The 21,793-nt window shown below is 67.7% G+C and carries 24 protein-coding genes; 14 read left to right on the top strand and 10 right to left on the bottom strand.

Translation table 11 applies throughout. The annotated features are described in order from the left end of the window. Nucleotides 1–121 precede the first annotated feature (121 nt). Both AAH979_RS37280 and AAH979_RS37285 read left to right on the top strand, forming a co-directional pair. Entirely contained in the window at nucleotides 122–1,090 is a 969-nt protein-coding gene (locus AAH979_RS37280) for a HEAT repeat domain-containing protein (protein WP_346262843.1), read from the top strand. 256 nt (nucleotides 1,091–1,346) lie between these two features. Continuing rightward, on the top strand, nucleotides 1,347–3,314 hold the full coding sequence (locus AAH979_RS37285; RefSeq protein ID WP_346262844.1) for a prolyl oligopeptidase family serine peptidase: 1,968 nt from the start codon (nucleotides 1,347–1,349) through the stop codon (nucleotides 3,312–3,314). Between the two features lie 185 nt (nucleotides 3,315–3,499). Here AAH979_RS37285 and AAH979_RS37290 read toward each other — a convergent pair whose 3' ends face one another. Then, nucleotides 3,500–3,943, bottom strand: coding sequence for a hypothetical protein (locus tag AAH979_RS37290; RefSeq protein WP_346262845.1), 444 nt, complete (start codon nucleotides 3,941–3,943; stop codon nucleotides 3,500–3,502). Nucleotides 3,944–4,317: 374 nt separating this feature from the next. On the opposite strand from AAH979_RS37290, the gene AAH979_RS37295 reads away from it, so the two are divergent. The 3 genes from AAH979_RS37295 (at nucleotide 4,318) to AAH979_RS37305 (ending at nucleotide 5,931) form a co-directional block, all read left to right on the top strand. Beyond that, nucleotides 4,318–4,722, top strand: a complete 405-nt coding sequence (locus tag AAH979_RS37295; RefSeq protein WP_346262846.1) for a hypothetical protein — start codon at nucleotides 4,318–4,320, stop codon at nucleotides 4,720–4,722. Nucleotides 4,723–5,107: 385 nt separating this feature from the next. Beyond that, on the top strand, nucleotides 5,108–5,605 hold the full coding sequence (locus AAH979_RS37300; RefSeq protein ID WP_346262847.1) for a hypothetical protein: 498 nt from the start codon (nucleotides 5,108–5,110) through the stop codon (nucleotides 5,603–5,605). After that, the gene (locus tag AAH979_RS37305; RefSeq protein ID WP_346262848.1) at nucleotides 5,602–5,931 is read left to right on the top strand and encodes a transcriptional regulator; all 330 of its coding nucleotides are present in this window, start codon (nucleotides 5,602–5,604) and stop codon (nucleotides 5,929–5,931) included. The genes AAH979_RS37300 and AAH979_RS37305 overlap by 4 nt, the downstream gene beginning before the upstream one ends. Before the next feature lie 669 nt (nucleotides 5,932–6,600). Here AAH979_RS37305 and AAH979_RS37310 read toward each other — a convergent pair. Then, on the bottom strand, nucleotides 6,601–7,194 hold the full coding sequence (locus AAH979_RS37310; protein ID WP_346262849.1) for a PadR family transcriptional regulator: 594 nt from the start codon (nucleotides 7,192–7,194) through the stop codon (nucleotides 6,601–6,603). Between the two features lie 53 nt (nucleotides 7,195–7,247). Between AAH979_RS37310 and AAH979_RS37315 the strand changes: the two genes are divergently transcribed. Then, nucleotides 7,248–7,931 carry a DUF998 domain-containing protein gene (locus AAH979_RS37315; RefSeq protein ID WP_346262850.1) on the top strand — a complete coding sequence of 228 codons (684 nt, stop codon included), beginning with the start codon at nucleotides 7,248–7,250 and terminating at the stop codon, nucleotides 7,929–7,931. 423 nt (nucleotides 7,932–8,354) lie between these two features. Here AAH979_RS37315 and AAH979_RS37320 read toward each other — a convergent pair whose 3' ends face one another. Continuing rightward, the gene (locus AAH979_RS37320) at nucleotides 8,355–9,035 is read right to left on the bottom strand and encodes a TetR/AcrR family transcriptional regulator (protein ID WP_346262851.1); all 681 of its coding nucleotides are present in this window, start codon (nucleotides 9,033–9,035) and stop codon (nucleotides 8,355–8,357) included. A gap of 75 nt (nucleotides 9,036–9,110) precedes the next feature. Here AAH979_RS37320 and AAH979_RS37325 point away from each other — a divergent pair, with 75 nt between their 5' ends. After that, nucleotides 9,111–9,755 (top strand): maleylpyruvate isomerase family mycothiol-dependent enzyme, encoded by a 645-nt coding sequence (locus tag AAH979_RS37325; RefSeq protein ID WP_346262852.1) that lies wholly within the window; start codon nucleotides 9,111–9,113, stop codon nucleotides 9,753–9,755. Nucleotides 9,756–10,331: 576 nt separating this feature from the next. Here AAH979_RS37325 and AAH979_RS37330 read toward each other — a convergent pair. Next, the gene (locus tag AAH979_RS37330) at nucleotides 10,332–10,913 is read right to left on the bottom strand and encodes a hypothetical protein (RefSeq protein WP_346262853.1); all 582 of its coding nucleotides are present in this window, start codon (nucleotides 10,911–10,913) and stop codon (nucleotides 10,332–10,334) included. Between the two features lie 153 nt (nucleotides 10,914–11,066). On the opposite strand from AAH979_RS37330, the gene AAH979_RS37335 reads away from it, so the two are divergent. Then, nucleotides 11,067–11,594: a TetR/AcrR family transcriptional regulator gene (locus tag AAH979_RS37335; protein WP_346262854.1), complete on the top strand. Its 528-nt coding sequence runs from the start codon at nucleotides 11,067–11,069 to the stop codon at nucleotides 11,592–11,594. 270 nt (nucleotides 11,595–11,864) lie between these two features. Here AAH979_RS37335 and AAH979_RS37340 read toward each other — a convergent pair whose 3' ends face one another. Continuing rightward, a complete protein-coding gene (locus tag AAH979_RS37340; RefSeq protein ID WP_346262855.1) occupies nucleotides 11,865–12,128 on the bottom strand; it encodes a hypothetical protein in 264 nt (87 codons plus the stop codon). 357 nt (nucleotides 12,129–12,485) lie between these two features. Here AAH979_RS37340 and AAH979_RS37345 point away from each other — a divergent pair, with 357 nt between their 5' ends. Then, nucleotides 12,486–14,309 (top strand): Hsp70 family protein, encoded by a 1,824-nt coding sequence (locus tag AAH979_RS37345; protein WP_346262856.1) that lies wholly within the window; start codon nucleotides 12,486–12,488, stop codon nucleotides 14,307–14,309. 335 nt (nucleotides 14,310–14,644) lie between these two features. Here AAH979_RS37345 and AAH979_RS37350 read toward each other — a convergent pair whose 3' ends face one another. Continuing rightward, on the bottom strand, nucleotides 14,645–15,160 hold the full coding sequence (locus AAH979_RS37350) for a DUF4279 domain-containing protein (protein ID WP_346262857.1): 516 nt from the start codon (nucleotides 15,158–15,160) through the stop codon (nucleotides 14,645–14,647). A 143-nt stretch (nucleotides 15,161–15,303) separates the two neighbouring features. On the opposite strand from AAH979_RS37350, the gene AAH979_RS37355 reads away from it, so the two are divergent. Next, nucleotides 15,304–15,765, top strand: a complete 462-nt coding sequence (locus AAH979_RS37355) for an IS110 family transposase (protein ID WP_346262858.1) — start codon at nucleotides 15,304–15,306, stop codon at nucleotides 15,763–15,765. 339 nt (nucleotides 15,766–16,104) lie between these two features. Here AAH979_RS37355 and AAH979_RS37360 read toward each other — a convergent pair whose 3' ends face one another. Then, nucleotides 16,105–16,554, bottom strand: a complete 450-nt coding sequence (locus tag AAH979_RS37360; protein WP_346262859.1) for a hypothetical protein — start codon at nucleotides 16,552–16,554, stop codon at nucleotides 16,105–16,107. A 219-nt stretch (nucleotides 16,555–16,773) separates the two neighbouring features. Here AAH979_RS37360 and AAH979_RS37365 point away from each other — a divergent pair, with 219 nt between their 5' ends. Beyond that, nucleotides 16,774–17,193, top strand: a complete 420-nt coding sequence (locus AAH979_RS37365) for a hypothetical protein (protein WP_346262860.1) — start codon at nucleotides 16,774–16,776, stop codon at nucleotides 17,191–17,193. A 204-nt stretch (nucleotides 17,194–17,397) separates the two neighbouring features. On the opposite strand, the gene AAH979_RS37370 is transcribed toward AAH979_RS37365, so the two are convergent. Continuing rightward, a complete protein-coding gene (locus AAH979_RS37370; RefSeq protein ID WP_346262861.1) occupies nucleotides 17,398–17,976 on the bottom strand; it encodes a DinB family protein in 579 nt (192 codons plus the stop codon). Between the two features lie 343 nt (nucleotides 17,977–18,319). Between AAH979_RS37370 and AAH979_RS37375 the strand changes: the two genes are divergently transcribed. Then, the gene (locus AAH979_RS37375) at nucleotides 18,320–18,811 is read left to right on the top strand and encodes a GNAT family N-acetyltransferase (protein ID WP_346262862.1); all 492 of its coding nucleotides are present in this window, start codon (nucleotides 18,320–18,322) and stop codon (nucleotides 18,809–18,811) included. A 16-nt stretch (nucleotides 18,812–18,827) separates the two neighbouring features. Here AAH979_RS37375 and AAH979_RS37380 read toward each other — a convergent pair whose 3' ends face one another. After that, on the bottom strand, nucleotides 18,828–19,889 hold the full coding sequence (locus AAH979_RS37380) for a hypothetical protein (protein WP_346262863.1): 1,062 nt from the start codon (nucleotides 19,887–19,889) through the stop codon (nucleotides 18,828–18,830). Nucleotides 19,890–19,918: 29 nt separating this feature from the next. Here AAH979_RS37380 and AAH979_RS37385 point away from each other — a divergent pair, with 29 nt between their 5' ends. Next, nucleotides 19,919–20,221, top strand: coding sequence for a hypothetical protein (locus tag AAH979_RS37385; protein WP_346262864.1), 303 nt, complete (start codon nucleotides 19,919–19,921; stop codon nucleotides 20,219–20,221). A 7-nt stretch (nucleotides 20,222–20,228) separates the two neighbouring features. On the opposite strand, the gene AAH979_RS37390 is transcribed toward AAH979_RS37385, so the two are convergent. Next, the gene (locus tag AAH979_RS37390; RefSeq protein WP_346262865.1) at nucleotides 20,229–20,507 is read right to left on the bottom strand and encodes a hypothetical protein; all 279 of its coding nucleotides are present in this window, start codon (nucleotides 20,505–20,507) and stop codon (nucleotides 20,229–20,231) included. Nucleotides 20,508–20,784: 277 nt separating this feature from the next. On the opposite strand from AAH979_RS37390, the gene AAH979_RS37395 reads away from it, so the two are divergent. Then, the gene (locus AAH979_RS37395; protein WP_346262866.1) at nucleotides 20,785–21,156 is read left to right on the top strand and encodes a hypothetical protein; all 372 of its coding nucleotides are present in this window, start codon (nucleotides 20,785–20,787) and stop codon (nucleotides 21,154–21,156) included. The last annotated feature ends 637 nt before the right edge of the window (nucleotides 21,157–21,793 follow it).

The following is a 21,793-nucleotide window of genomic DNA, read 5'->3' on the forward strand; positions in this document are numbered from 1 at the left end:
GGCCCGGCCGGCAATCTGACGCTGCGTCACACCTCGCGGCAGCCGCACCTGCGTTTGGACCGCGATCGACAGGCAGGTCACGAGAGCCGGAATTGTCGTTCGCATGCGGCATCATCGCGGTGTGATCGAGATCAGTGAGCCGGGTGGAGAGCAGGACGTCCGGCGGGTCATGGCGGAGCTCCGTACTACCGGCGAGCTGACGTTGGATCGTGTGCCTTGGGCCAGGTTCAGCCACGCGTACGGGCCGGCCGACGACGTGCCGGCGATGCTGCAGGTGTTGTACACCCCGGACCCCGCTGCCGCCCGTCATGGCCTCGTCGATCTCTGGAACAAGGTGCGGCATCAGGGCAACAGCGACACCGCGCTCGCGTTAGCGGTACCGTTTCTGCTCCGTATCGCCGCCAATCCTGGGACGCACGGCCGCGGTCGGGTGCTGAAGTTGGCGGCCGAGGCCGGCCATCGCAACCACTTCGGGACCGACCTGCGGACGGATCTGTTCCAGGTGGCCGATGACCCGGACGATCTGATGATCGACGGATACGGGCGCCCGGTCGTATGGACCCAACAGGCGGCGCGGGAGGCGGTCACGGCCGACGCGGCGCTGTTGATCCGACTGCTGGACGACCCTGACCCGCTGGTGCGGGCGAACACGGCGTACGCGCTCGCCGGAGCACTGTGGCCACCGCCTGAGGTACCGGCCGCACTGCGGGCGCGGCTCGCGGCCGAGACGTCCCAAACCGTACGGATCAGTCTGGTGTTGGCTCTCGCGCAGTTGGCGGTGGAGCACGGCGACCCGGACGTGGTCACGTGGACCAGTGAGCTGTGGACCGACGCGGCCAACACGCCCGACGTGCGATTCGCCGCAGCGCTGAGCTGGCTGTGCGCAACCGCACAGCCGGTGCCGGATCGAATGCTGGACCTGTTCGCCGAGGTGGTCGGGCCGGATCTAGCGGGTTGGATGCAGGATGTTCCGTGGCCCGATCGCATCGCCGAACCCGGCGGGGTCGTGGCGTGGCTGGTCGCCTTCCTGGATGAGGCACCGCCCGTCCAGGATCGGCTGATTACGCGGCTGAACGGTCCAACAGCCTGAGCCAAACTGGCGCACCTCCACCAAGGCTTGGTCGGTGGTTAAGCGGCTCTGGACATTGTTCGCCGTCTGCCGTCGCCGATTTATGCTGCGTGTCCGGTCGTACGGCGAAGGGTTATTCGTGAGTTTTCCTCAGTTGCAGGCTCGTACCCGCAGTTTCACCCTCGGTCTGCCTCAGCGGTTCCAGATACGTGGGGACGGACGTCAGGTGATGTTTACGCGCACGTGTGCTGGCGACGACCCAGTCTCATGTCTCTGGGTGTACGACGTGACTGCGGGGACCGAGCGGCTGCTGTTGGACCCACGCGAGCTGGCTCTCGACGGCGGTGACCTGCCTGCGGCTGAGCGGCGCCGCCGGGAGCGAGCTCGCCAGTCCGGTGGCGGGGTCACCGAGTACAGCTGCGATGCTGACCAGTCGATGGTCGCGATCGCGCTCGGCGGCAAACTGGTGGTGCTCGCCCCGGCTACCGGCGTTACCCGGATCCTTCCGTCCGCCGACGGCGTGGTCGATCCCCGGCCGGACCCGACCGCCCGGTTCATCGGATACGTTAGCGGCGGTGGGCTGCACCTCGTCGACATCAACGGCACCGGCGCGCGAACCCTGGCCGCGCCGGAGGCCCCGCAGGTGAGTTACGGACTCGCCGAGCACGTCGCAGCCGAATCGATGCACCGCCGACGGGGTTGGTGGTGGGCCCCGGACGGTCAGCGCCTGGTCGCGGCGAGAGTAGATGAGAGTCGTGTGCAGGTGTGGCATGTGGCGGACCTCGCCGACCCCACCGCCGCTCCGGTGACCATGCGCTACCCGGCCGCGGGTACCGCCAACGCGGATGTCAGCCTGGTTGTCCTCGGCCTCGACGGCAGCCGAGTCGAGGTCGACTGGGACCGGAAGGGGTTCGAGTACCTCACCGCTGTCAGCTGGGACCGCAGCGGTTTGACCATCGCCGTACAAAACCGGTCCCAGACCTGTGTCCGGGTGCTGCGTGTCGATCCGGACACCGGGACCAGCCGCGTCGAACACGAACAGACGGATCCGGCCTGGGTATCGCTGGTGCCTGGCGTGCCAGCACGTACCGCCGACGGCGCTCTGGTCTGGACGACCGACATCGATGACACTCGGCACCTACTCGTCGGCGGCGAGCCGGTCACGCCGCCCGGCCTTCAGGTGAACGAGATTCTCGATGTCGACGGAAACACCGTGCTGTTCGCCGGTTCGACGGAGTCGACCGAGCGGCACGTGTGGACCTGGTCTGCGGCTGCCGGGCTGTCCCAGCTGACGACTTCCGGCGTGCACCACGGGCACCGAGCGGGCGGTACGACCGTCCTCATAAGCCGCAATCTAGACGAGCCGGACCCGCAGGTCACCGTGCGGCCCCTCGACAATTCCTCGGCCCGGCTGACCAGCCGCGCCCAGACGCCACCGCTAACCCCTCGGGTCGACCTGTTCGAGGCCGGCCCGCTCCGGCTGCGTACCGCCGTGCTTCTCCCTACCGGTCATCGGCGAGGAGACGGCCCGCTTCCAGTGCTGATGGACCCATACGGTGGGCCAGCAGCTCAGCGGGTACTCGCCGCGCAGTCGGTGTATCTGACCTCGCAGTGGTTTGCTGACCAGGGCTTCGCCGTGGTGATTGTCGATGGGCGTGGCACCCCAGGCCGCGGCCCTCGCTGGGAGCGTCTGGTGCACGGGAAACGCGGCGGCGCTCCACTGGAGGATCAGGTCGACGGCTTGCACGAGGCGGCACGCCGATACCCGGAGCTAGACCTGACCCGCGTCGGAATCCGGGGCTGGTCCTATGGCGGCTACCTTGCGGCGCTGGCCGTGCTGCGCCGCCCCGATGTGTTCCACGCCGCGATCGCTGGCGCGGCAGTCGTAGACCAACGCCTGTACGACACCCACTGGCAGGAGCGTTTCCTCGGCCACCCCGATGACAACCCAGAAGCCTACGACCGGGACTCGCTGCTGCGTTACGCTCCTGAACTTCGACGGCCGCTGCTGCTGATCCACGGTCTGCTGGACGACAACGTCCATCCGGCGCACATGCTGCGGCTATCCGCGAAGCTACTGGCCGCCGGTCGGCCGCACAACGTGCTGCCACTACCCTCCGGCACCCACATGGTCAGCGAAAGCGTCGCCGCGTGCCTCCTGGACGCCCAAGTGGACTTCCTCCGCACAGCGTTAGGCGCTGACGCGACCGCAGTGGCCGCCCCCGCCAGGACCGGTGCACAGTAGTCCTGGTGTCGGCAACCGCTCATCGGCATTATGCAGGTAATTGTTGTCAAGCTGATCATGATGCGTGTCGGTCGATCTGGGTGAGGAGTCGGTCGAACAGGTCGACGCGGTGGGTCTGCTGGTGCTCGGCGGCGTGGTCGCGTTGGCGTTGCAGGACCGGTCGGAAATCGAGGCTGGTCTGGAAGTTAGGTGCAGGTTTCGCAGATGGCTTCGAAGGCGCAGTCGAGTTCGGGTGGGCGGGTGCAGTAGCCGTTGCCGAGGAGGCGGTGGTGTTCGCGTCGTAGGCAGGCCATCCGTGGCCCGATCGTGTCGGCGGGTAGCGGTTTGCCTTGCTGGTAGAGGGCTTCGACCTTTTCGGTGACGGCGAAGTATTCGTCGGCGACGGTCCGGTTGGCGATCTTCGCGTAGCGCAGGGTCATGTCGAGACTGCCGCTCACTGCGTCAAGCAGCGGGGTGACCTCGCCACACACCCAGCGCTCCACCTGCGGGTCGGACAACTCTGGCGGCTCCTGCGACCACGAGTGCCGGTGCACCGCCGCGCCACGTCGCTCGGCCACGTCGCCGGCGTACATGAGCAACGGCGCCGCCGGTCCAAACCACAGGCCAGGAACCACGACAGCGTCAGCCATGCCCGGGACCTTACGACAACGCCGACCCTGTGAGGCCACGGCTACCTGCGCTGTCGGCACCCAGTACGGGCCTGCGGGTGCCGAAAACCTCGTCCGTCCTGGTTACGACCTTCTTGACCACTGAGATCAGAACTCACCTGCCCGCCGCGCGCCGGGCCGGGCGAAATCCGACCCGATCGACGCCGAACGCGCCACCCTCGCCCGTCATGCACGGTCAAGGTGTGCCGTGCCAGAAGCTGGCTCGGAACGATCCTTGTCGGACGCATCAGCGGGGCGATGTCGAGCATCTGTAGGAAAGCGGGACCGATCCCTCGGTTCGCGAATCTTCCTAACCCACTCGCTGTACCGGTCGTCAAAGAGCCAGGGAGGCACTTATGACCAAGCGATCATCCCTCCGGAACCGAGCTACGATCTGCGGGGTTGTCACCGCACTCGCCACGTCGCTCGTACTGCTCGGCGCCGCTCCGGCACGAGCCGACGGCGGTGCCGATGAGAGCCGGCGAGCGCCGGCTCCGGTGACGGCCGCCGATGCCTGCACAGTCACCAACATCTCCACCGACATCCTTTACGTCCACGCTCAGCCAAGCACCAGCAGCGCCGCGTGGGGCTACCTCTGGCCCGGACCTGGTAGCGGTTCGTCGGCGCCCTGCTACGGCGGCTTCTTCCAGGGCGCCGTAGGCACCCCGCACACCCTCTGCGGTGGTGGTGACTTCTACGCCGCGGTCTACTTCTTCGGCGTACTGGGCTGGGTCCCCTACAGCTGCATCAGCGTCAGCTGACCGCTGCTCTCGCACGCCCGGTGTGCCCGCCGTTGGTGGGCACACCGGGACGTTCCAGGAAAGTGTCCTGTACCGGCTTGCCTGTTTGTTGCTGTAAAGATGCCACCGCGGCGCTGTTGCGTTCGCGGTTCGACCCGGACACGAGACAGCAACCGCACCCGGCCAAGCAGACCATACCGGCAAGCCGGACTCGATCATGCTGCCACCCAACGCAACAGAGCCTGCACGGCTGGCCTGATGCGGTGCGGTCTCGGGCCGCCCGACCGGTGTCTGTTGTCGGCGTACGGGTCACCGTGCCCAACCCGGTACGGCCCGAACAGGGTTCGTTGCCAAAACGGAAAGACTACAGTTGCCACGCTGGAAACAGACGGCTAGAGTTTCCATCATGGAAACGGAGACGAGTACCCCTCATCCCACTCCGGGCGAAGCGCGGGCTGCGCTCGCCGACGTCGCGCAGGTCCAGACTGCCGCCACCTCTGCGATGACGGCCCCGTTTCCGTGGTGGCACTATGCCTGCACTGCCTTCGTGCTCGCCGTGCTGCCGTTCACGCTGGCCGGCGCGCTGGCCAAGCCCGCCTGGGTGCTGCCCAACTATGCCTGGACGCTGATCATGATCGGCATGCTTTGCGTGTACGGCGCGGTGGTTCCCTGGGCGGCGATCGTCTGGCGCAACAGAATGGGGATGGCACCACGGCCGCGCGAGGTATCCCTCCGTGGCGTCGCGTTCTTGGCCGTCGGGATGATGCTGCTGCTCATGGCCGCGGGGATCGCCTTCCTGGTCACCAACAGCGTCTACGTCATGCTGCCACCATCCATCACGGGTGCCGGGCTGATGATCGGCCTACGCCTGCTACACGGACACGTACACGGGAAACGATCGTGACCCGGCCCTCCGACGAGGCCATCGACGACTTCGACACCACCATTCATGCACCACACCGGCTGCGCATCTGCGCGCTGCTCGACACCGCCAGCGAAGTCGAGTTCAGCGTGGTCCAGAAACACCTCGATGTCTCCGCCTCAGTGCTCAGCAAGCAGGTCGCCGTCCTCATGGACGCCGGCTACGTGGCCCAACGCAAAGCCGTCCGCGACACCCGGCAACGGGTGTGGCTGCACCTCACCGACGTCGGCCGCGCCGCCTACCAGGGCCACGTCGCCGCCCTGCGCGCCATCGTCGAGGGTCAGCCCTTCCCGGATACGGCGAGCTGACCGCTACGCACCCCGGTCCATGACCGTCAGCCCTTTGGGGCCCAGACCATCGGGCTTCGCCTCGCCGACCTCGCCGACGCACACTGACCGCCCCATCACGGCGCAGCGCCCCGCACCGGACGTCGGCGCCGGCCACTGACATCGACATGGCGCAGCGGCTGACACTTACACCCGCGCCCAAACCAGGGAATTCGCAGCGAGACGGCGTCGGGGCACAGTTCGTCCTCGCCCGGATAACCGCAGTGTAAAGTTCCGACACGCTCGCTCGGCACCGTCCGGACTTACCCTGCGGGTCGCTGGCCGGCGAACCTTTTTCAACCTGAACCGCGCGGCGCTCGCGCACCGCGTCTGACCTTGCGGTCCACCGCACCGCAAGGGGAGGTTGAAAAAGATTCAGTGTCTTGATCATCTGCAACCTTCAACCGGACGAGACAGAACTGCTTCGGGACCAGCTGATCACGAGAGAGCAGACGTTTGCCGCCATCGCGGCGCATTCCCCGAGAGTTGACATCGGGGCAGGTCGCTCAGACGCTTGCCCGATCGCCCCATCCGACCACCGGGCCGGGTGTGGGCGACAGCGCGAATCGCGGCAAGAGAGTCGCTTTTGATCTTGAATGGCTGGTGGCAGGGATGGCTGGCGACCGCAGGACGCGACCGCGTGAGCTCGGGTCAGCCGGGCCAGGCCGGGGCGCCGTCGACGAACGGCCAGGTGATTCGTTCGGCCCGCAGATCCTCGACCAGGTTCCGGACGTAGGTCAACTCGGCTGCCACGACCTGGCGCTGGTACTCGGACTCGATAGCGAACAGCCTGGGCAGGAACCTGGCGACCTGGGCGATCTCCGCGTCGAGGATGGTTAGTCGCTCCTCAAGCCGGGCGACGCGGTTGGTCAGTGCGGCGATAGCGTCCGGCGGGGCGAGGTTCGGTAGGAACGACAGCGCAGCCGGGAACTCCGGGTACTCCGGCGCCGGTGTCGACAGCATGGTGCGCAGCCACTCGCCCAGCGTCGTCCGCCCAGCGTCGGTGATCCGGTACGTGATGCGTTCCGGTCGGTTCTCGGCGCGCTCGGTCGATGCGATCTCCGCGAGACCGTCGCGGACCAGCCGCTGGATGGTCTGGTAAACGCTGTTGCGCTGACTCACGTTGACCACGTCGTCTTTGCGACGTTCCTTGATCAGTTGCTGCATCCGGTACGCGTGCATCGGCTCCTCGACGAGCATCGACAGCAGAGCCAGTGCGAGGACGGAGCGGCGCGGTGCGGACATCCGTTGAGCGTAGCCGTTGACACGACTCTAGTCATAAAATGTATAGTCATGCCATGACTACTGTGTTGACACCCCGTACTGATGTCCTCGACCGGCCCGTCCGATCAGCTCAGTGGCTCGCACTCGGCACCGTGGCCGGGCCGGTTCTGTTCACGCTCGCCTGGCTCGTCCTCGGCTTCGCGAGCACCGGCTACACCCTGTTCGACCACCGGTTCACCGACTACTCCCCGATCAGCCAGCCCATCAGCGGGCTGGGCATGGGCGCCACCGCCCCGTACCTGAACACTGCCTTCGTCGTCACCGGCCTGATACTGATCGCCGGCCTCGTCGGCGTCTTCCGCACTGCCCGAACCGCAGGACGGCCGACACTGCGCCGCACCGTCTTCGTGCTGCTCGCTTGCACTGGTGCGGGTCAGGTGGTGTGCGGCGTCTTCAACCTCGAAGCAGTCATGCCCCACATGCTGGGCTTCCTCCTCGCGCTAGGCACCCCGATCGTCAGCTTCCCGCTCGCCGGTCTCTACTTCCGTCGCATCCCCGACTGGCGACGGTTCGGCACCCTGCTGCTCCTCGGCGGCCCGCTCACCCTGGTGTTACTCGTCGCGTTCTTCATGACGTTCCAGGCCACCGCCGACGGCGCCGAACACGGGATCGCCGGCCTCGTCCAGCGAGCCGGCGTGGTCGAAGTCCATGCGTGGTTCGCCGCGATGGGATGGCTGGCGTACCGGCGCCGGCAATAGGCAGCGTCCCGGAAGGTGGATGCCACGTCCCGACGGGTGCAGCGCCGCGTTCCGCCACACGCTCCTGGCAATCGGAGCACAGTTCGGCGCGCGGCGCCCACGCTGACGAGTTGAACATTCCGTCGGATCACGACGAGGACGCACGACCAACCCGGACCATCACCGAACGGCGGCACATCCCCCGAGAACGTCCTGCCACCGCCAACGTCGCGAGCCCGTTACGGATGATCGTCGATAGTCGTGATCGAATCGACGCATCCCCACATCGGCACGACCGGGCATCGCGGCACCTGGTAGCCCGTCACGGTCCGTGACGCCCGCCCGGCGGCTATTAGATGGGTGCGTACATATGGGTGTTGTCCGGTGGTCTCAGGAGGAGGCTCCACAGACCTGTCCTCCGGGCCCGGGCTCGCTGTCGGGACTTCATGCCTGGAGCCCTCTGATCAGGGTGTCGATGGCCTGGTCGGCGAGACGGGCGATGGTATCGGGGTCCACCGCTTGCAGCGGACCGTTGGTCGCCATGATCGCGAACCCGTGGGTTGTCGACCAGCAGCTCCATTCGGCGTTGACACGACGTTCCGGGCTTATCAGGCGGGCTTCGAGCATGGCGTCGAGGGCGTTGAGGAGAAGTTCGTGGGGAGACGGTGGCGCGTCGGTCGAGGTGTCCGTCTCCGCGTCGGGAGGTGGCTCCTGGGATTCGCAGGTGAGTGCGAACCAGCCGGGTTCGGACCGGGCGAAATGGATGTAACCGAGGGCGAAGGCGCGCAGGTGCGCCAGTGACCGTTCGGTGAGGTCGGCTCCGCTGGGCGTAGCGTTCATTCGGTCGAGGATCGCGCGGGAGAGGCGACGCCGGGCCTCCTGTGCGACGGTGAGGACGAGCGCCCGCAGATTGGTGAAGTGGCGGTAGGCGGCGTTGGGTGACACACCCACCACGCGGGCGAGTTCGCGGACGCCGAGGGCGCTGGAGCCCTTGCCTCGGGCCATCTCCATCCCGGCCTCGACCAGGGCGGCTCGGAGGTCCCCGTGGTGGTACCGATCCACGCCTTGACCACCTCTCCGTGCATGTGTACGTTGTGAACATCCGGATGTGTACAGCGTACACATGCATCGCCACGACACGCCATACCAGCAACGGCTCGAGTGGGAGTGAAGATGGACCAGAAAGACATTCTCCTCGCAGTGGAAACCGAACGACTGCGACTCTGCGCCTTCCTCGAACAACTCGATCCTGCCGACTGGCTCGTGCCGTCGCTGTGCCAGGGCTGGACCGTACACGACCTGGTCGCCCACCTGACGATCCCGACCAGGGCGACGATGCCCGACGTGATCATCGGCGCGATCCGGGCGCGGGGCAACTTCCACCGGATGACCGCCCGGCAGGCGCGGGACAGGGCGGCCAGATTCACTCCCGACGAACTGATCGCCCAGCTACGCGAAACTGCCGGATCAGACCGCCGGATGCCCGGAAGCGGCCCGATGGATCCACTGGTCGATGTGTTGGTTCACGGCCAGGACATCGCACGACCGCTCCGGCGGCCCCTTCCCATGCCCGTCACACTCGCCGTCGCGGCCCTCGACTATGTGCTGGACAACCGGTTCACCGGCGCACCCAAACGGGTCGCCGACCTGCGGCTCGTCGCCGCCGACGCGGATTGGGCAACCGAGACCGGGACAGCCGAGGTGCGAGGACCGGCAGCAGACTTGCTCCTCGCGGCGATGGGGAGGCCGGAGGGCCTGTCGACGGTGTCGGGATCCGGCATCGACCGGCTCACCGAACGGCTCCGGGATGGGTCCGCACCCGGGACATCCCGAGGGGGGCGATGAACGGAGCCGATCCCGAGCGCTGGTCAGCCATCGCAGCGGACTGGGCCCACCTGTGGGGCGAGTTGGCCGAGCCGGTCTGGAACGTGATGGTCGACTCAACCAGCATCGGTCCAGGTGCGTGCGCCCGTCGGTGGTCATCGTAAGGCGGCCGGACTTCGGATGCCCGGGACGGGCTCCAGGTCGAGAAGTACCTCTGACACAGCGGCCTCCCGTCCGGCGAACTGACTGGACCACGATATGTGAGGCGGTCCACGGGAGGAGCCGGCCACATTCCGCCAGCATGCGTTCCCGGAGGCCGCCTATCGCGGCAGGCGCGGGGCGGGGGAATCACCCGTGTGGCGTACCGCGATTCCCGCCGCCGGGCCTCACGGCGCTCGACGCCGGGGTGCCCATCCGGGCCGTGGGTGTGTAGCGAGCGGGCGGTTCCGCGGGTCGGGGTGCCGCCTCGACCGTCATTGAACCTTTTTCAACCTGGACCGCGCGGCGCTCACGCACCGCGTCCGACCTTGCGGTCCGCCGGACCGCAAGGGGAGGTTGAAAATGGTTCATTGGTCGGGGCGGCCCGGCGGGTTCGGGTCATACCGGTGCGGTGGACACGCCTTCGGCGTTCCGCCACAGGCCGACCGCGAGCCAGGTGATCGTGATCGCGAGGAGCAGCAGTCCGAGCTGAAGCGCGACCTCGGGTACGGCGGCGCGCAGTGCCACCGGGACGGCACCGACCGCATACAGCGCCAGTGCTGGCCGGGCCGGGCCGGGAATCCGCCACAGCGCTGCGCCGAATGTCCACGTGCCGACGAGGAACAGGACAGAAGCCACGGTCAGGGCGACGCCGAGCGGGCCGGCCCGCAGGTCGGCGATCGTCGCGTCTGGCAGTTGCGCGAAGACGAGGTTGATGACGAACTCGACGCCGACCAGGGCGGCGAGAGCGACGAAGTTCAGTGCGAATCCGATGGTGCCGAACGGGCCGCTCGATCGTCCGTACGCGATGAAGAGTGCGGTGATCAGCACCAGCGCGAAAACCTGGGCCAGCGGGGCGATCAGCTGGGTGGCGTCCGTGATGGGAATGACTCCGGCGCGTTTGGCGGTGTTCACGAGCAGGATGGCGGCGCTCGTCAGCCCAGCGGCGGAGGCGAGCCGGTATAGCCGTGCAGTGAGCATGTGCTTCCTCCATAACGAGTGTTATTAATAACGCCTGTTATGCTCGCGCCTGGCGGGTGGAAGCACAGGACACGAATCGGCAACGGACCCCAAAGGGCGAAGCGGCGGCAGATGACCAGGCAGCGGGTCGACAACCCACCGGACGAGCCGAGCGTGCGCGATCGGCTGATCGCTGGAGCACGGGACGTCCTGCAGAGCACGGGCATCACCGACCTGACCGTGCGGAAGGTCGCGACCGCCGCGGGTCGTTCGACCATGTGCGTCTACACGAAGTTCGGAAACCGACGCGGGATGATCGAGGCCGTGTACGAGGCCCTGGTCGAGGATCTCGTCGCCGAGGTGACGCCCCCCACTGGACGTCGACCCACTGCCCTGGTCGAGGACTGGGCACTGGCGCTACGCGACTGGTCGATGCGCTATCACGAGCCGTACCGGCTGGTGTTCGATTATCCGCTCGACCAGTTCGAGATCTCCGACGACGTACGCATCGACGCGATCGACCGGGTCGTCGCGGCGCCTGCCGAACAGGTCGGCCCGGAACGGGCCCGGCGCATCCTGGCCACCTGCCACGGCCTTTTCACGCTCGAACGCGCGTACGGGACGCGCAAGCCGGCCTGGAGCGGGTCGTCGTCGTGGCAGACCTACTACCAATCGACTCTGCTGGATCTCCTCAAGACGTAGCGCCACGGCTGGCCGCCGCCGGTGGACACCCGCCGCCACGCCGTCGCTGCTCGGCCTCGATCTCGTCCGCGAGTGCAGATCGCTCGGCCTGCTGTCGACCGAAAAGTTCAGCGCTGTAGGCACTCCACGCGGCATCTTGGTCTGCCGTCATCTCGGCTCCGTCAACTTCGGACTCGACATCTGGATGGGTGTCGAGGAATCCCGCGAACAGCAAACCCATCTCCCTGCTGTGCCGGCGGTTGAGCGCGACGCGTCGCGGGTCCATGATCCTCACGTCTCCGATAGATTTTCGCGGAGCGCCAACTGGTCGAATACGACCAAGGCTATGCGCCTGGGGTCGTCCGGCGGGTGCACCCGCAAGGTGTGATGTGGGTTTGGTTCATCGTCAAGGATGACAACCGTTCGGATCCCCGCCGGTAGGCCGGCGGGCCAATCGATTTCATCGGTGGGTTCCTCGACGAGAACCTGGGCGAGCTTGCCTCGCAGACCCGTCTGGTCGTAGCGCAGCGGCGTGAGGCCCTGGTCCTCGCTCATGTGCTGAGCCCTTCCTCGTCTTCGGGACCTCGCATGGCGGCAAGGTGCCGACCGTCCGGATCGTGCACCAGATCCCGGCGCCGCACCACCACCGGCACCCGCTGCGCGCCTGCCCGGACAGCACGTACCGAGTGTCGCTCCGGGTTCGGTCGCTTCTATCTATTACACAACGGCAGGCTGTTGAACGGGTGACCCTGTACCGCGCGGTCCCTACTGACCGGGAGACCCTCAACACCTCGCCGGCATAGCGCCCGAGACTGTCAATGCAGGACGGGTGGAGTGGGCCACACACGATCAGGTTCAGGTGGCCCTGTTCTGCCGGGTCCCCCAGTGACGGCACCGTATAACGTAGTTCCGGTGGGCGTAGGCATGATCCGGCTCGGCATCGACTTTGGCACGTCGAACACGGTCGCGGTGCTCTCCAACGCCGGCCGCGAGCCCCGGCCGCTACTGTTCGACGGCTCGCCCCTGCTGCCCTCGGCGGTCTGCGCGGACCAGTCCGGCCGGCTGCTGGTCGGTCGGGACGCCCAACACACCGGCCTGGCCCACCCCGAATGGTTCGAACCGCACCCGAAGCGCTGCATCGACGACCGCATCGTCCTGCTCGGCGAAACGGAAGTACCGGTCGAGCGTCTGATCGCCGCCGTACTGGAACGGGTCACCGACGAGGCCAGCCGCACCGCCGACGCGCCGATCAACGAGGCGGTGCTCACCTACCCGGCCGCCTGGGGCAACCAACGCCGGGCCACCCTGCTCGCCGCCGCCGAGACCGTACTGCCCGGAGTCCGGCTGATGGTCGAGCCGATCGCCGCCGCCAACCGGCTGATCGCGGTGGCCGGTGATCGGATCGCGGTCGGCACCTGCGCCCTGGTCTACGACTTCGGCGGAGGCACCTTCGACGCCACCGTGCTCCGCCGCACCACCCACGGCTTTGACGTCCTCGCCACCGAGGGCCGCCCCGACTCTGGCGGACTTGACATCGACGCCGCCATCCTCAACCACCTCGGCACGGTGCTCTCCGCTCGGGCCCCGGAGGCCTGGGCCAAGCTGGTCGAACCGTCCACTCTGTCCGACCGGCGGGCCAGGCGCCAGCTGTGGGACAACGTCCGCGCCGGCAAGGAGATGCTCGCCCGGACCAGCAGCACCCTGATCCACGTACCGCTGCTCGACATCGAACTCCCGCTCGGCCGCGAGGAACTCGACCGACTCGCCGCACCCGTACTCGACCGCACCATCGAAACCGCCCGCAGCGCCCTGCGTACTGCCGGCATCGACGCCAGCGACCTCAGCGCGGTCTTCCTGGCCGGCGGCTCCACCCGCATGCCGGCCGTGACCACCACGCTGCACCGCGCTTTCGACCTCGCTCCCACCAGCGTCGACCAGCCCGAACTCGTCGTCGCCGAAGGCGGCCTGCTCACCACGGCGCAGCCTGCCGCCGGCGAGGATCCGACCCCCCAGGTCCCGGACGGCGCCCCGGTCACCCTGGCCCTGGCCGGCGAGCCAACCCTCCCGGTAGCCGACCAGCAGCCGCCGGCCACGCAGATCCCGCCCTCCCGGCGATCCCGGGTACGCGGACCGGCGATGGTCGGCGCGGCCCTCGTACTCGTCATCCTGGCCGCCTTCGCCGGCTTCAGCCTGCTCGACGGCGGCCCGGGCCGCACCCCGGCCGGCGCCGGCCCGACCCCGACAAGCTCCCCGACCGACCCGGCCGCCACCCCCACCCCGACCCTGCCGCCCGGCATCGATCCCTGCGTCCTCGGCTCCTGGACGGCAACGTCGCAGCAGCGGGACCTCAAGATCGACGGTCATCCGGTGCAGTTTGTCAGCCGCGGCGGACAGAAGAAGACCTATCGGGCGGACGGCACCTTGACCATCACCTTCGATGGCCGGATCGTCGGCGCGGCCGTATACAAGGGCGAACGCTGGGAGGAGCACACCTCCGGCGGCGGCACCCTGAGCTACCGGACCACCGACGACGGTTTCCTGCTCTACAGCAACCCGAAGGTGAAGGGGAACTGGAAGTTCACCCGCAACGGCAGGTACACCAACGGTGGACAGATATCGATGAGCATCGAACCGGAGCGCTACACCTGCACCGGCGACACGATGATCCAGGTCTCCAGCTTCTACTCGATCGAGCTGCGCCGGGACAAGCCACAACCGGCGGCCAGCCCCACCTAGCCAGGTGCACCGCCTCCAGCACCTTGAGCTGGGTCAGGCTCTGCAGGTCTTCCATGATACCGAAGATCATCGATGGCGCGACGGGGACTACGGCGGCGTTGGCTACGTCCTCCAGTGTTCGCGGCACCACGACCACGTCACGTTGGTCTGGGACTGCCCCTGACCGGTCGAGCTCGTGACGGCCCGTGGCACAGATGGCGGTCGATGCCGCCAGCATTCCCGTCAGCCCCGAGCGGCATCTCGGGCAAACAGCTCGTCCACAGGTCTTGACTATTCCTCCCGTTGCATCGAGCCCGATCTGCGGCAGTTAAATGCTGCATGCGGCGGCGGGTTCGCTAGTCGGGTAAGAGAACGTACTGGTCGTGCTCTACGGACACACCCAGCTTGGCCAGCCGCCGCAGGGTCTGCAAGGTGTACGTGATGGCCGCGGTGGACACGTGAAGTCCACCATCGGCGGTGTTGCGGTCGCCGTGCATGGTGATGACCACCATGATGCCGGCACGCATGCCCAAGGTGCGGCAAGCCGTGTCGATACCTCCGGCGTACGGCTCGATGGCCTCCAGTAGGGAAACGACGACCTCTTCCGTGATGTAGTTGCGTACCTCTGGCAGGCCGTACGTCCAACTGCTGAACCGTCGTGATCTTGATGTTCCCGGTACCGGATCGCCGGAGTACCATGCTTCGGTCGGCTGAAGTCCTATCAGCCTTGTTACCTCGTCGGGGTTGAACGCCATCAGAGCTGCATCGCTGGGCGTGAACGGCGGCCCAGTCACCTCGACGTTCCGTACCAGATATAGGTACGCACGCTGGACGCAATCGGCCGGAAAATCGCTGCACCTGTTATCCGTCATCGGCGTAAAGAGTAGTGCGGGCCGTATCGCCGCGTCGCGCCTATATCTACCCCGGGATCGGCGGCAGCGCACTCAACTCGGCACGAGCGGACGGCTCCGGCGCCTCATCTGGTCACTGAACCTTTTTCAACCTCCCCTTGCGGATGACGACGATCCTCGACGAGCTTCGGCTGACCGAGTTGGCCACCTCGATCACCGGCGTATCCGCGATCGGTGCGGCAGCGATCCTGGCCCAGACCGGTGACCCGAACAGGTTCCCGACCGCCCACGCGTTGGTGAAGCACGCCGGCCTGGCACCACGGGAGAAGCTGTCTGGCAACTTCGTCGGCCGCACGAAACTGACCGGTCAGGGCCGACCCGGACTGCGGCTGGCGGCCTGGCGAGCGGTCTGGAGCGCGCAACGCGCCAACCCCGTCTACGCCGTCCGGTTCACCCACCTGACCACCAGAGCGCAGAACAAGTTCACCGTCACCCAGGCCCGAGCCGTGATCGCCGCGGCGGTCCTGCGGCACCTGCACGCCGTCATCACCACCGGCCAACCCTGGAACCCAGTCATCGCCGCCCACGGCACCACACATCCCACGGTGACACCCCTCGCCGCCTGAGATCAGAAGGCGGCCCGCCAAGCAGGGTCGGGCGAGCCCCACGCGGCGTTGAGGGACCACGGTCACCTCGACGCTCATCATGGGCAGCCCCACCCGTCGTCTCACCAATCCGATTACGCGCTGCTGGGCCCAACCCCATTACGGCTATGCAGGGACAGACGACGGACGAGGCACCGACCCCGAGCGTGACTCAAGCCGGCTTACGCTGATGAGCGGATACGTGGGCGGACACGCCTTACCCTCGTCGGCGTCTCCGCCATGATGGTTGTCGCCGACGTATCGACCTGACGCGGGTACGACAGTCGCACCCGAGCGGATGCGGCGGTGCCGCGGGATGCGCTACCTCCGCAAGGGCTCCACGCTGGCGGCCGGCACCGTTGCGATCACGTAATCCTCGGTCAGCTGCGACTGCACGTCGACCATCGGGCTCCTACCGACGTAGCGGACGACGAATACGGTCTCGCGGAGCCACGTCTCGTCATACCCGGCGAGACTCTCCGGCAACTCACCCACGAGTCGTACTGCATCACCCGGCCTGACCGCGGCATCTTCCGGAGCCTCACGGCGTTGCATGGCCGAGATCGCGTGTATGAGGGTCTGCAGCGGTTCGGTGTCCGCGCCGTAGTGCACCAGATGGCCCGCCTGGCCGAAGATCAGATGAGCCTCGGCTCTGCTCAGATCGGCGAGTGCCTCGACCGCACCAGGCGCCAGGGCAGACGTGTCGAGTTGCGCCGCCAACGCCAGCAACAGGCGATCGATGACATTCTCCGTAGCCTGCTCATCCGTCACCGGACGAGGATACGACCGGCCAACGGCACCGTGTCGGCCAGCGTGTGCAGAGCGAACTCCGGTGTCTGCAGACGACCAGCCAGTCCGCATCCGCTCCTCGGCACGACCGAACGCCGCATGTCGGCCGAACTCTGCCGCGCTGCGTGACCTGTCTGTGGCTGGCTGCCGCGCACGCTCTGTGGCAGATGAGTGCACTGCAACCAGAGGCATACTGATGCGGTGAGATCGCGGTTCGACCAAGCATCGGCGGAAGCAGCCGAAGCGCGCGGTGACTGGGCTACGGCGATCGCCGCGGTCAGTGAGTTCGCCGAGTGTTACAGCCGTGACCCTTACCGGCATAACGCGCACCTGTGGCACATGGATCTGCTCGTCAAGGCCGGGCTGCTGCGCGAGTTGGTCGATCGAGCCGAGATTGACGTGCACGCACGACGCAGGCTGGACCGGTTTCTGTACGAGGAAGGCCGCGACGGTGAACTACGTGAGCGTGCCCAGCGCGGTGACAAGAGCGCCCTGTACCTCCTGGTACGCCTGCTTCACGAGCGGGAAGGGCACGCGGCCACTATGCGGGCGGTCACCGACATCGATATGACCGACACCTACGCCATCGAGGTGGCACATCGGCCGCCAGCGAACGGGTAGTTCGGAGCAGCATCCTCGGCAGGAGGTCGCACAACGAACTGACAACGGCTCGTCCGCGCTGTCTGCCCTCACGATCGGTGACGTTCGCTCGGCGGCAATCCGTGCCTGTGACCTTGGCTTCGGGCTGGGACGGCCGCTGGCATGATGCAAACGGTTTCCCGGACGGATTGGACAGCATCGGCGGGTTGCGCAAGGACCGCGTCCTCAGGCGAACTCGCGCGCGGTGGACTCCAGCCTCTCGCGGTAGGCGGCCCACCACGCCTCGTCGCGATCGACCACGTCGTCGCCGGGCCACCGCCAGCCGACTTGGCCGTCGACCAGTTCACGCACGATGTCGGCGTGCCCAGCGTGCCGGTTCAGCTCGGCGAGCACGTGTACGAGGATGAGATGCAGCGTCACCGGCGCGTGTCGCCACCACCGCACCGAGCCGGGCGCGTCGATCGGGAGCGTCTCGATCGTGGCGTCCGCGTGTACCCAGACACGGTGCCACAGGCCGATGATGTCGTCGCGGGACTCGTCGGCCGTGGCCCACATCTCCCTGTTCGGCTCGGCGTCTTCGTCCAGACCCACGACAGGTTCGGGGAAGGGGCGGTCGAACACCTCGCCGAAATACCCTGCGGTCACCGTGGCCAGGTGCTTGACCAGCCCGAGCAGGTTCGTGCCGGTCGGCACGAGCGGGCGCCGCACGTCGTGCTCCGACAGCCCGTCGAGCTTCCCGAGCAGCGCCTCGCGCGCCTCCCGCAGGTATCGATGGAGATTTGCCTTGACGTCGAGGTCTGTCATGCCACCCAGAATCTCACCGCCGCGCAGAACAGTTCGGCGCCAGCCGAAACGGTTGCGTAGGTGGTGTCGTCCGGCGGATATAGATCTTGAAAGGCCAGGTTCGGCCGATGTGGTGATCGGTGTAATGCGTGAGACCCGGGGTAGATCGATGGTATGAGATACCCCGATGGTGGTGGTCTGTCTGCGCGGGGGCGGGCGAAGCGGGAAGGGTACGGCGGCAGGCGGCCGGGTGGTTCGCTCAGGGTGTGTCGGTGCCGGAGATCGCGCGCTGGCGGCGCGGACGTGTGGCACCTCGAAACTGGGTCCTGAGCGGCCTTCCCCGCCGGTCGGCTACGGTGACGTGATGCCCGAACTCCAGCGGCTCGACGCCCACCACGCCCCCACGCTGCTCCGGTTCGAGCGGGAGAACCGGGCGTTCTTCGCGCGGTCGGTGCCGGACCGGGGCGACGACTACTTCACCGGGTTCGCCCAGCGCCACGCCGAACTTCTCGCCGAGCAGGCCGCCGGCCTGCACCACTTCCACGTGTTGGTGGACGACGACGGAGCGGTGCTGGGCCGGTTCAACCTGGTCGACGTCGCCGACGGTGGCGCCGAGCTCGGTTTCCGGGTGGCCGAACGGGCGACCGGGCGGGGCATCGCCACCGACGGGGTCCGCCGGGTATGCGCGCTGGCCCGTGACGGGTACGGGCTGCGCCGGCTAGTCGCCAGGGCCGCGCTGGACAACGCCGGTTCGCTCGCGGTGCTCCGGCGCACCGGGTTCACCCCGGTCGGCGAGGTCGTATTGGCCGGCCAACCGGGGCTGCGCCACGTCCGTGACTTGACGGCCGACGCCTGATGGGCGCTGGCCGCCCTCAGCGCTGGGACGACTTGACCATCCCGAGCCAGTGCGCCGCCTCGTCGCCAGCGAGGATGCGATCCACGGTGAGGCTCGGACGCATCAGCGGGTAGAGCCGGCCGGCGTTCCATGACCTTGCGTACGGGGGCGGATCGAGGACGACAATCCGCTCGCCCTCCAGCAGCGGGATGTCCGCCGGGCGCCCCTCGTGCCAGATCCATTCGCCGTACGCGTCGACAAGGTTGAACTGGCCGCGGATGCCACCGGCCGGGGTCAGGTCCTCGCCGTCGGTGGCCGCAGCGATCGCGGCCGGGCTTGGCCGCTCGCCCGGCAGCAGCCCGCGCGACTCGTCACCGATCAGGCTCGCGGCCAGGAGCGTGTGCAGCTGGAAGTTGTCACCGATGCCGCTGATCGTGACCCGGTAGCCCCGGCCGGTCGGCCGGTGCAGCACGGTCAGCGGCGTGTCGTCCACGACCAGCAGCAGCCCGTACAACCAGTGCGCGGTGCCGATGTGCTCCCGGGTGGCGTCGATCGCCGGGGTGAGGCGCGCCCGCTCGGGCAGCGCCGTACGCACCTCCTTGCGCTGCGCCAGGTAGAGCACCGGCTGCACCCAATCGCCGCCAGCGAACCACGCCTCCACCAAGCCGTACGCCTCGCGCTCGGACAGGCCCGCCTGCGGCGCCGCGCCGACGAACCGCTCGATGGTCGCCTCGATCAGGCTCGGATCCTCGGCGTCCGGCAGGTCACCGCATGCCTCGCCGTACGCCGTCGCGAACCGTGCCGCTCGCTCCATGGCGTCAGTGGCCCGGCGGACCAGCGTCGGCAGCACCACCATCGGATCGCCGCCGAAGTCCGTCATGCCGCCGGCCACCTTGGCCAGATCGCCGCCCATGCCGATCGGGATCTCCGCCAGCAGTGGGGCGAGCCTGCCCAGCACCTCCTGCACCTCGCCGGGCTTCGCCTTCGTCGTCGCGCCGGCGATCCGCTCCAATGTCTTGTGGAACCCGTCCGCGTCCCGCCTGGCCGCCGCGTCGATCAGCTCGTCGCAGCTCTTCCCGAGGTTCTTTCCGAACAGCACCGGCCAATGCTACCGACGGCCCCCGACGCGTGAACATCGTCGATGAGACCGGCGAACAACCCGGACGCCGCCGTTTGAGCGCCGACACGCAGATCGATGCCTGGTTGTTGAACTGTTCCGTGGTCGAGAGCGCCCCCTTGACCGCGCCGTGGACATATAGCTGCGCGGTGCTGGTGCCGCCGGGCGTGGTCGCCGGCGTGACCACGCCCGCCAGGTGCTGCCAGTCCGAGGTGGCGGACCCGGTGGTGGAGGTGCTGGGCTGGAAACCGACCGTGCCATCCGCTCTCCGGACTGCCATGGTCAGCCGCCAGGAGTCGGCCGCCTTGTCGTAGAAGAGTTTCAGCGCCGAATTGTTGAGATCACCACCGATCGCGATGACGTGCCGATCGGTCCCCTGACTGCCAGCTTGGCCCAGGCCGTCAGGGTGAACGCCCGGGTGGTGTCGACCGGCGGCTGACCGACGATCGAAGCCGCGGTGCTGCCGGTGAACGACGCCGCGCCGCTGCGTTCGGCGGACCAGGTGACCGCGCCGCCGACCGTGCCGGTGTTGTTGCCGGCGGCGTCCGCGGTGGTGGTGCCGCCGGCCTGGTCCAGCTTCCAGCGCATCGTCGGGGTCAAGCCGTTGGCCAGGAAGGTGGTCTGCTGACGGACGCGGCCGAGCCTGGAGCTCGGCGACGAGCATGAGACGGTTGCCGCGCAGCACGGCGGCCACATCGCCGTGCTGCGCCACGACGACGGCGCCGTCCACCCGATCCGGCTGGGCGGGCACAGCGACTGACTGCGTCCGGCTGGTGGCCGCACACGGCGGCTGGCTGTGACTGTGAGCCGTAGGTGGCACATTTCAGCGGTTGTTGTCACCATGGCGTCGGCGGGTCGATGTTCACCGGAGTGGCAGATGACCCTCCTAGCCGCAGAGGGGGTCGCGATGGCTGGCGGACGATACCCGAAGGGGCTCTGGATGGGGCCGGTTGGCATGCTGATGCAGGTCTTCGGGTTCGGTGCTCTAATCGCCGGACTGGTCGCGTTGTGCGGCGGGCTACTTAGCGCCGATGGCGGACCACCGACGTGTGATGGCGGAGTTATGCGCCCAGGCGACCTGTGCCGCATCGTCGTTAATGGACGCGCCGATCTGGTCGGCTACGAAGAAATGGTGCGGCGGCAGGAAACTGGGCTGCGGGACGGGCTGATCATCGGTGGGACCGGGCTCGGCGGCGGAGCGGCGCTGCTGCTGGGCGGGCGGCGGCTGTTTCGCCGGAGCGCCCCGTGATGGATACCAGGTGGGTGAAACTTGGCCATCAGGGAGCGTAGGCAACCCCGGCATCCGCGTACGCTGGCTGTGTCACTTCCGACGATGCTTGTCGCTTTCGCCCGTTACAGCCGCGACGGCAGCTTCACCGTCCTACGCCGGCGCGCCCGCCTCGCGATCGTCCTGGCAGCCGGCTCGATCGCCGGGACGGTGCTGGGCGGCCTACTGCTCGGCGTCGTCCCGATACCGTGCTCGTTCTTGGACTGGCCGCGCTGCTCGTCCTCTCATCGATCAAGGTTTGGCACCACGCGACCGCCGAGTGACTTCCGCCAAGTGTGGGTGGGAGTGTCGGTGAATCACTCGCCGCGCAGGGCGGCGTAGGCACCGCGGTCCAGCACCGCCCACACGGCCGGATGACGCACGCTGTTGACCTGCGGACGCACTTCCCCGCACGTCGAGGAGGGCAGCGGGTTTCGCAGCCCCCTGGTTGCCCTTGACGGTGAGGATCCAGTGCGCGCCGCGTTCGGCGTTAACGATGGCCCCTACGGTGCCGTCACCACCGTCCAATGTCTACTCTCGCTGTTTGTCGGATGACGCTAGGTGAGGTCGGGTGGTCGGAGAGCGTTTCGCTCTCCGAATCCCGGAGATCGGGTTCGAT

The sequence above is a fragment of the Plantactinospora sp. ZYX-F-223 genome, from assembly GCF_039649625.1.
GTDB lineage: Bacteria > Actinomycetota > Actinomycetes > Mycobacteriales > Micromonosporaceae > Plantactinospora.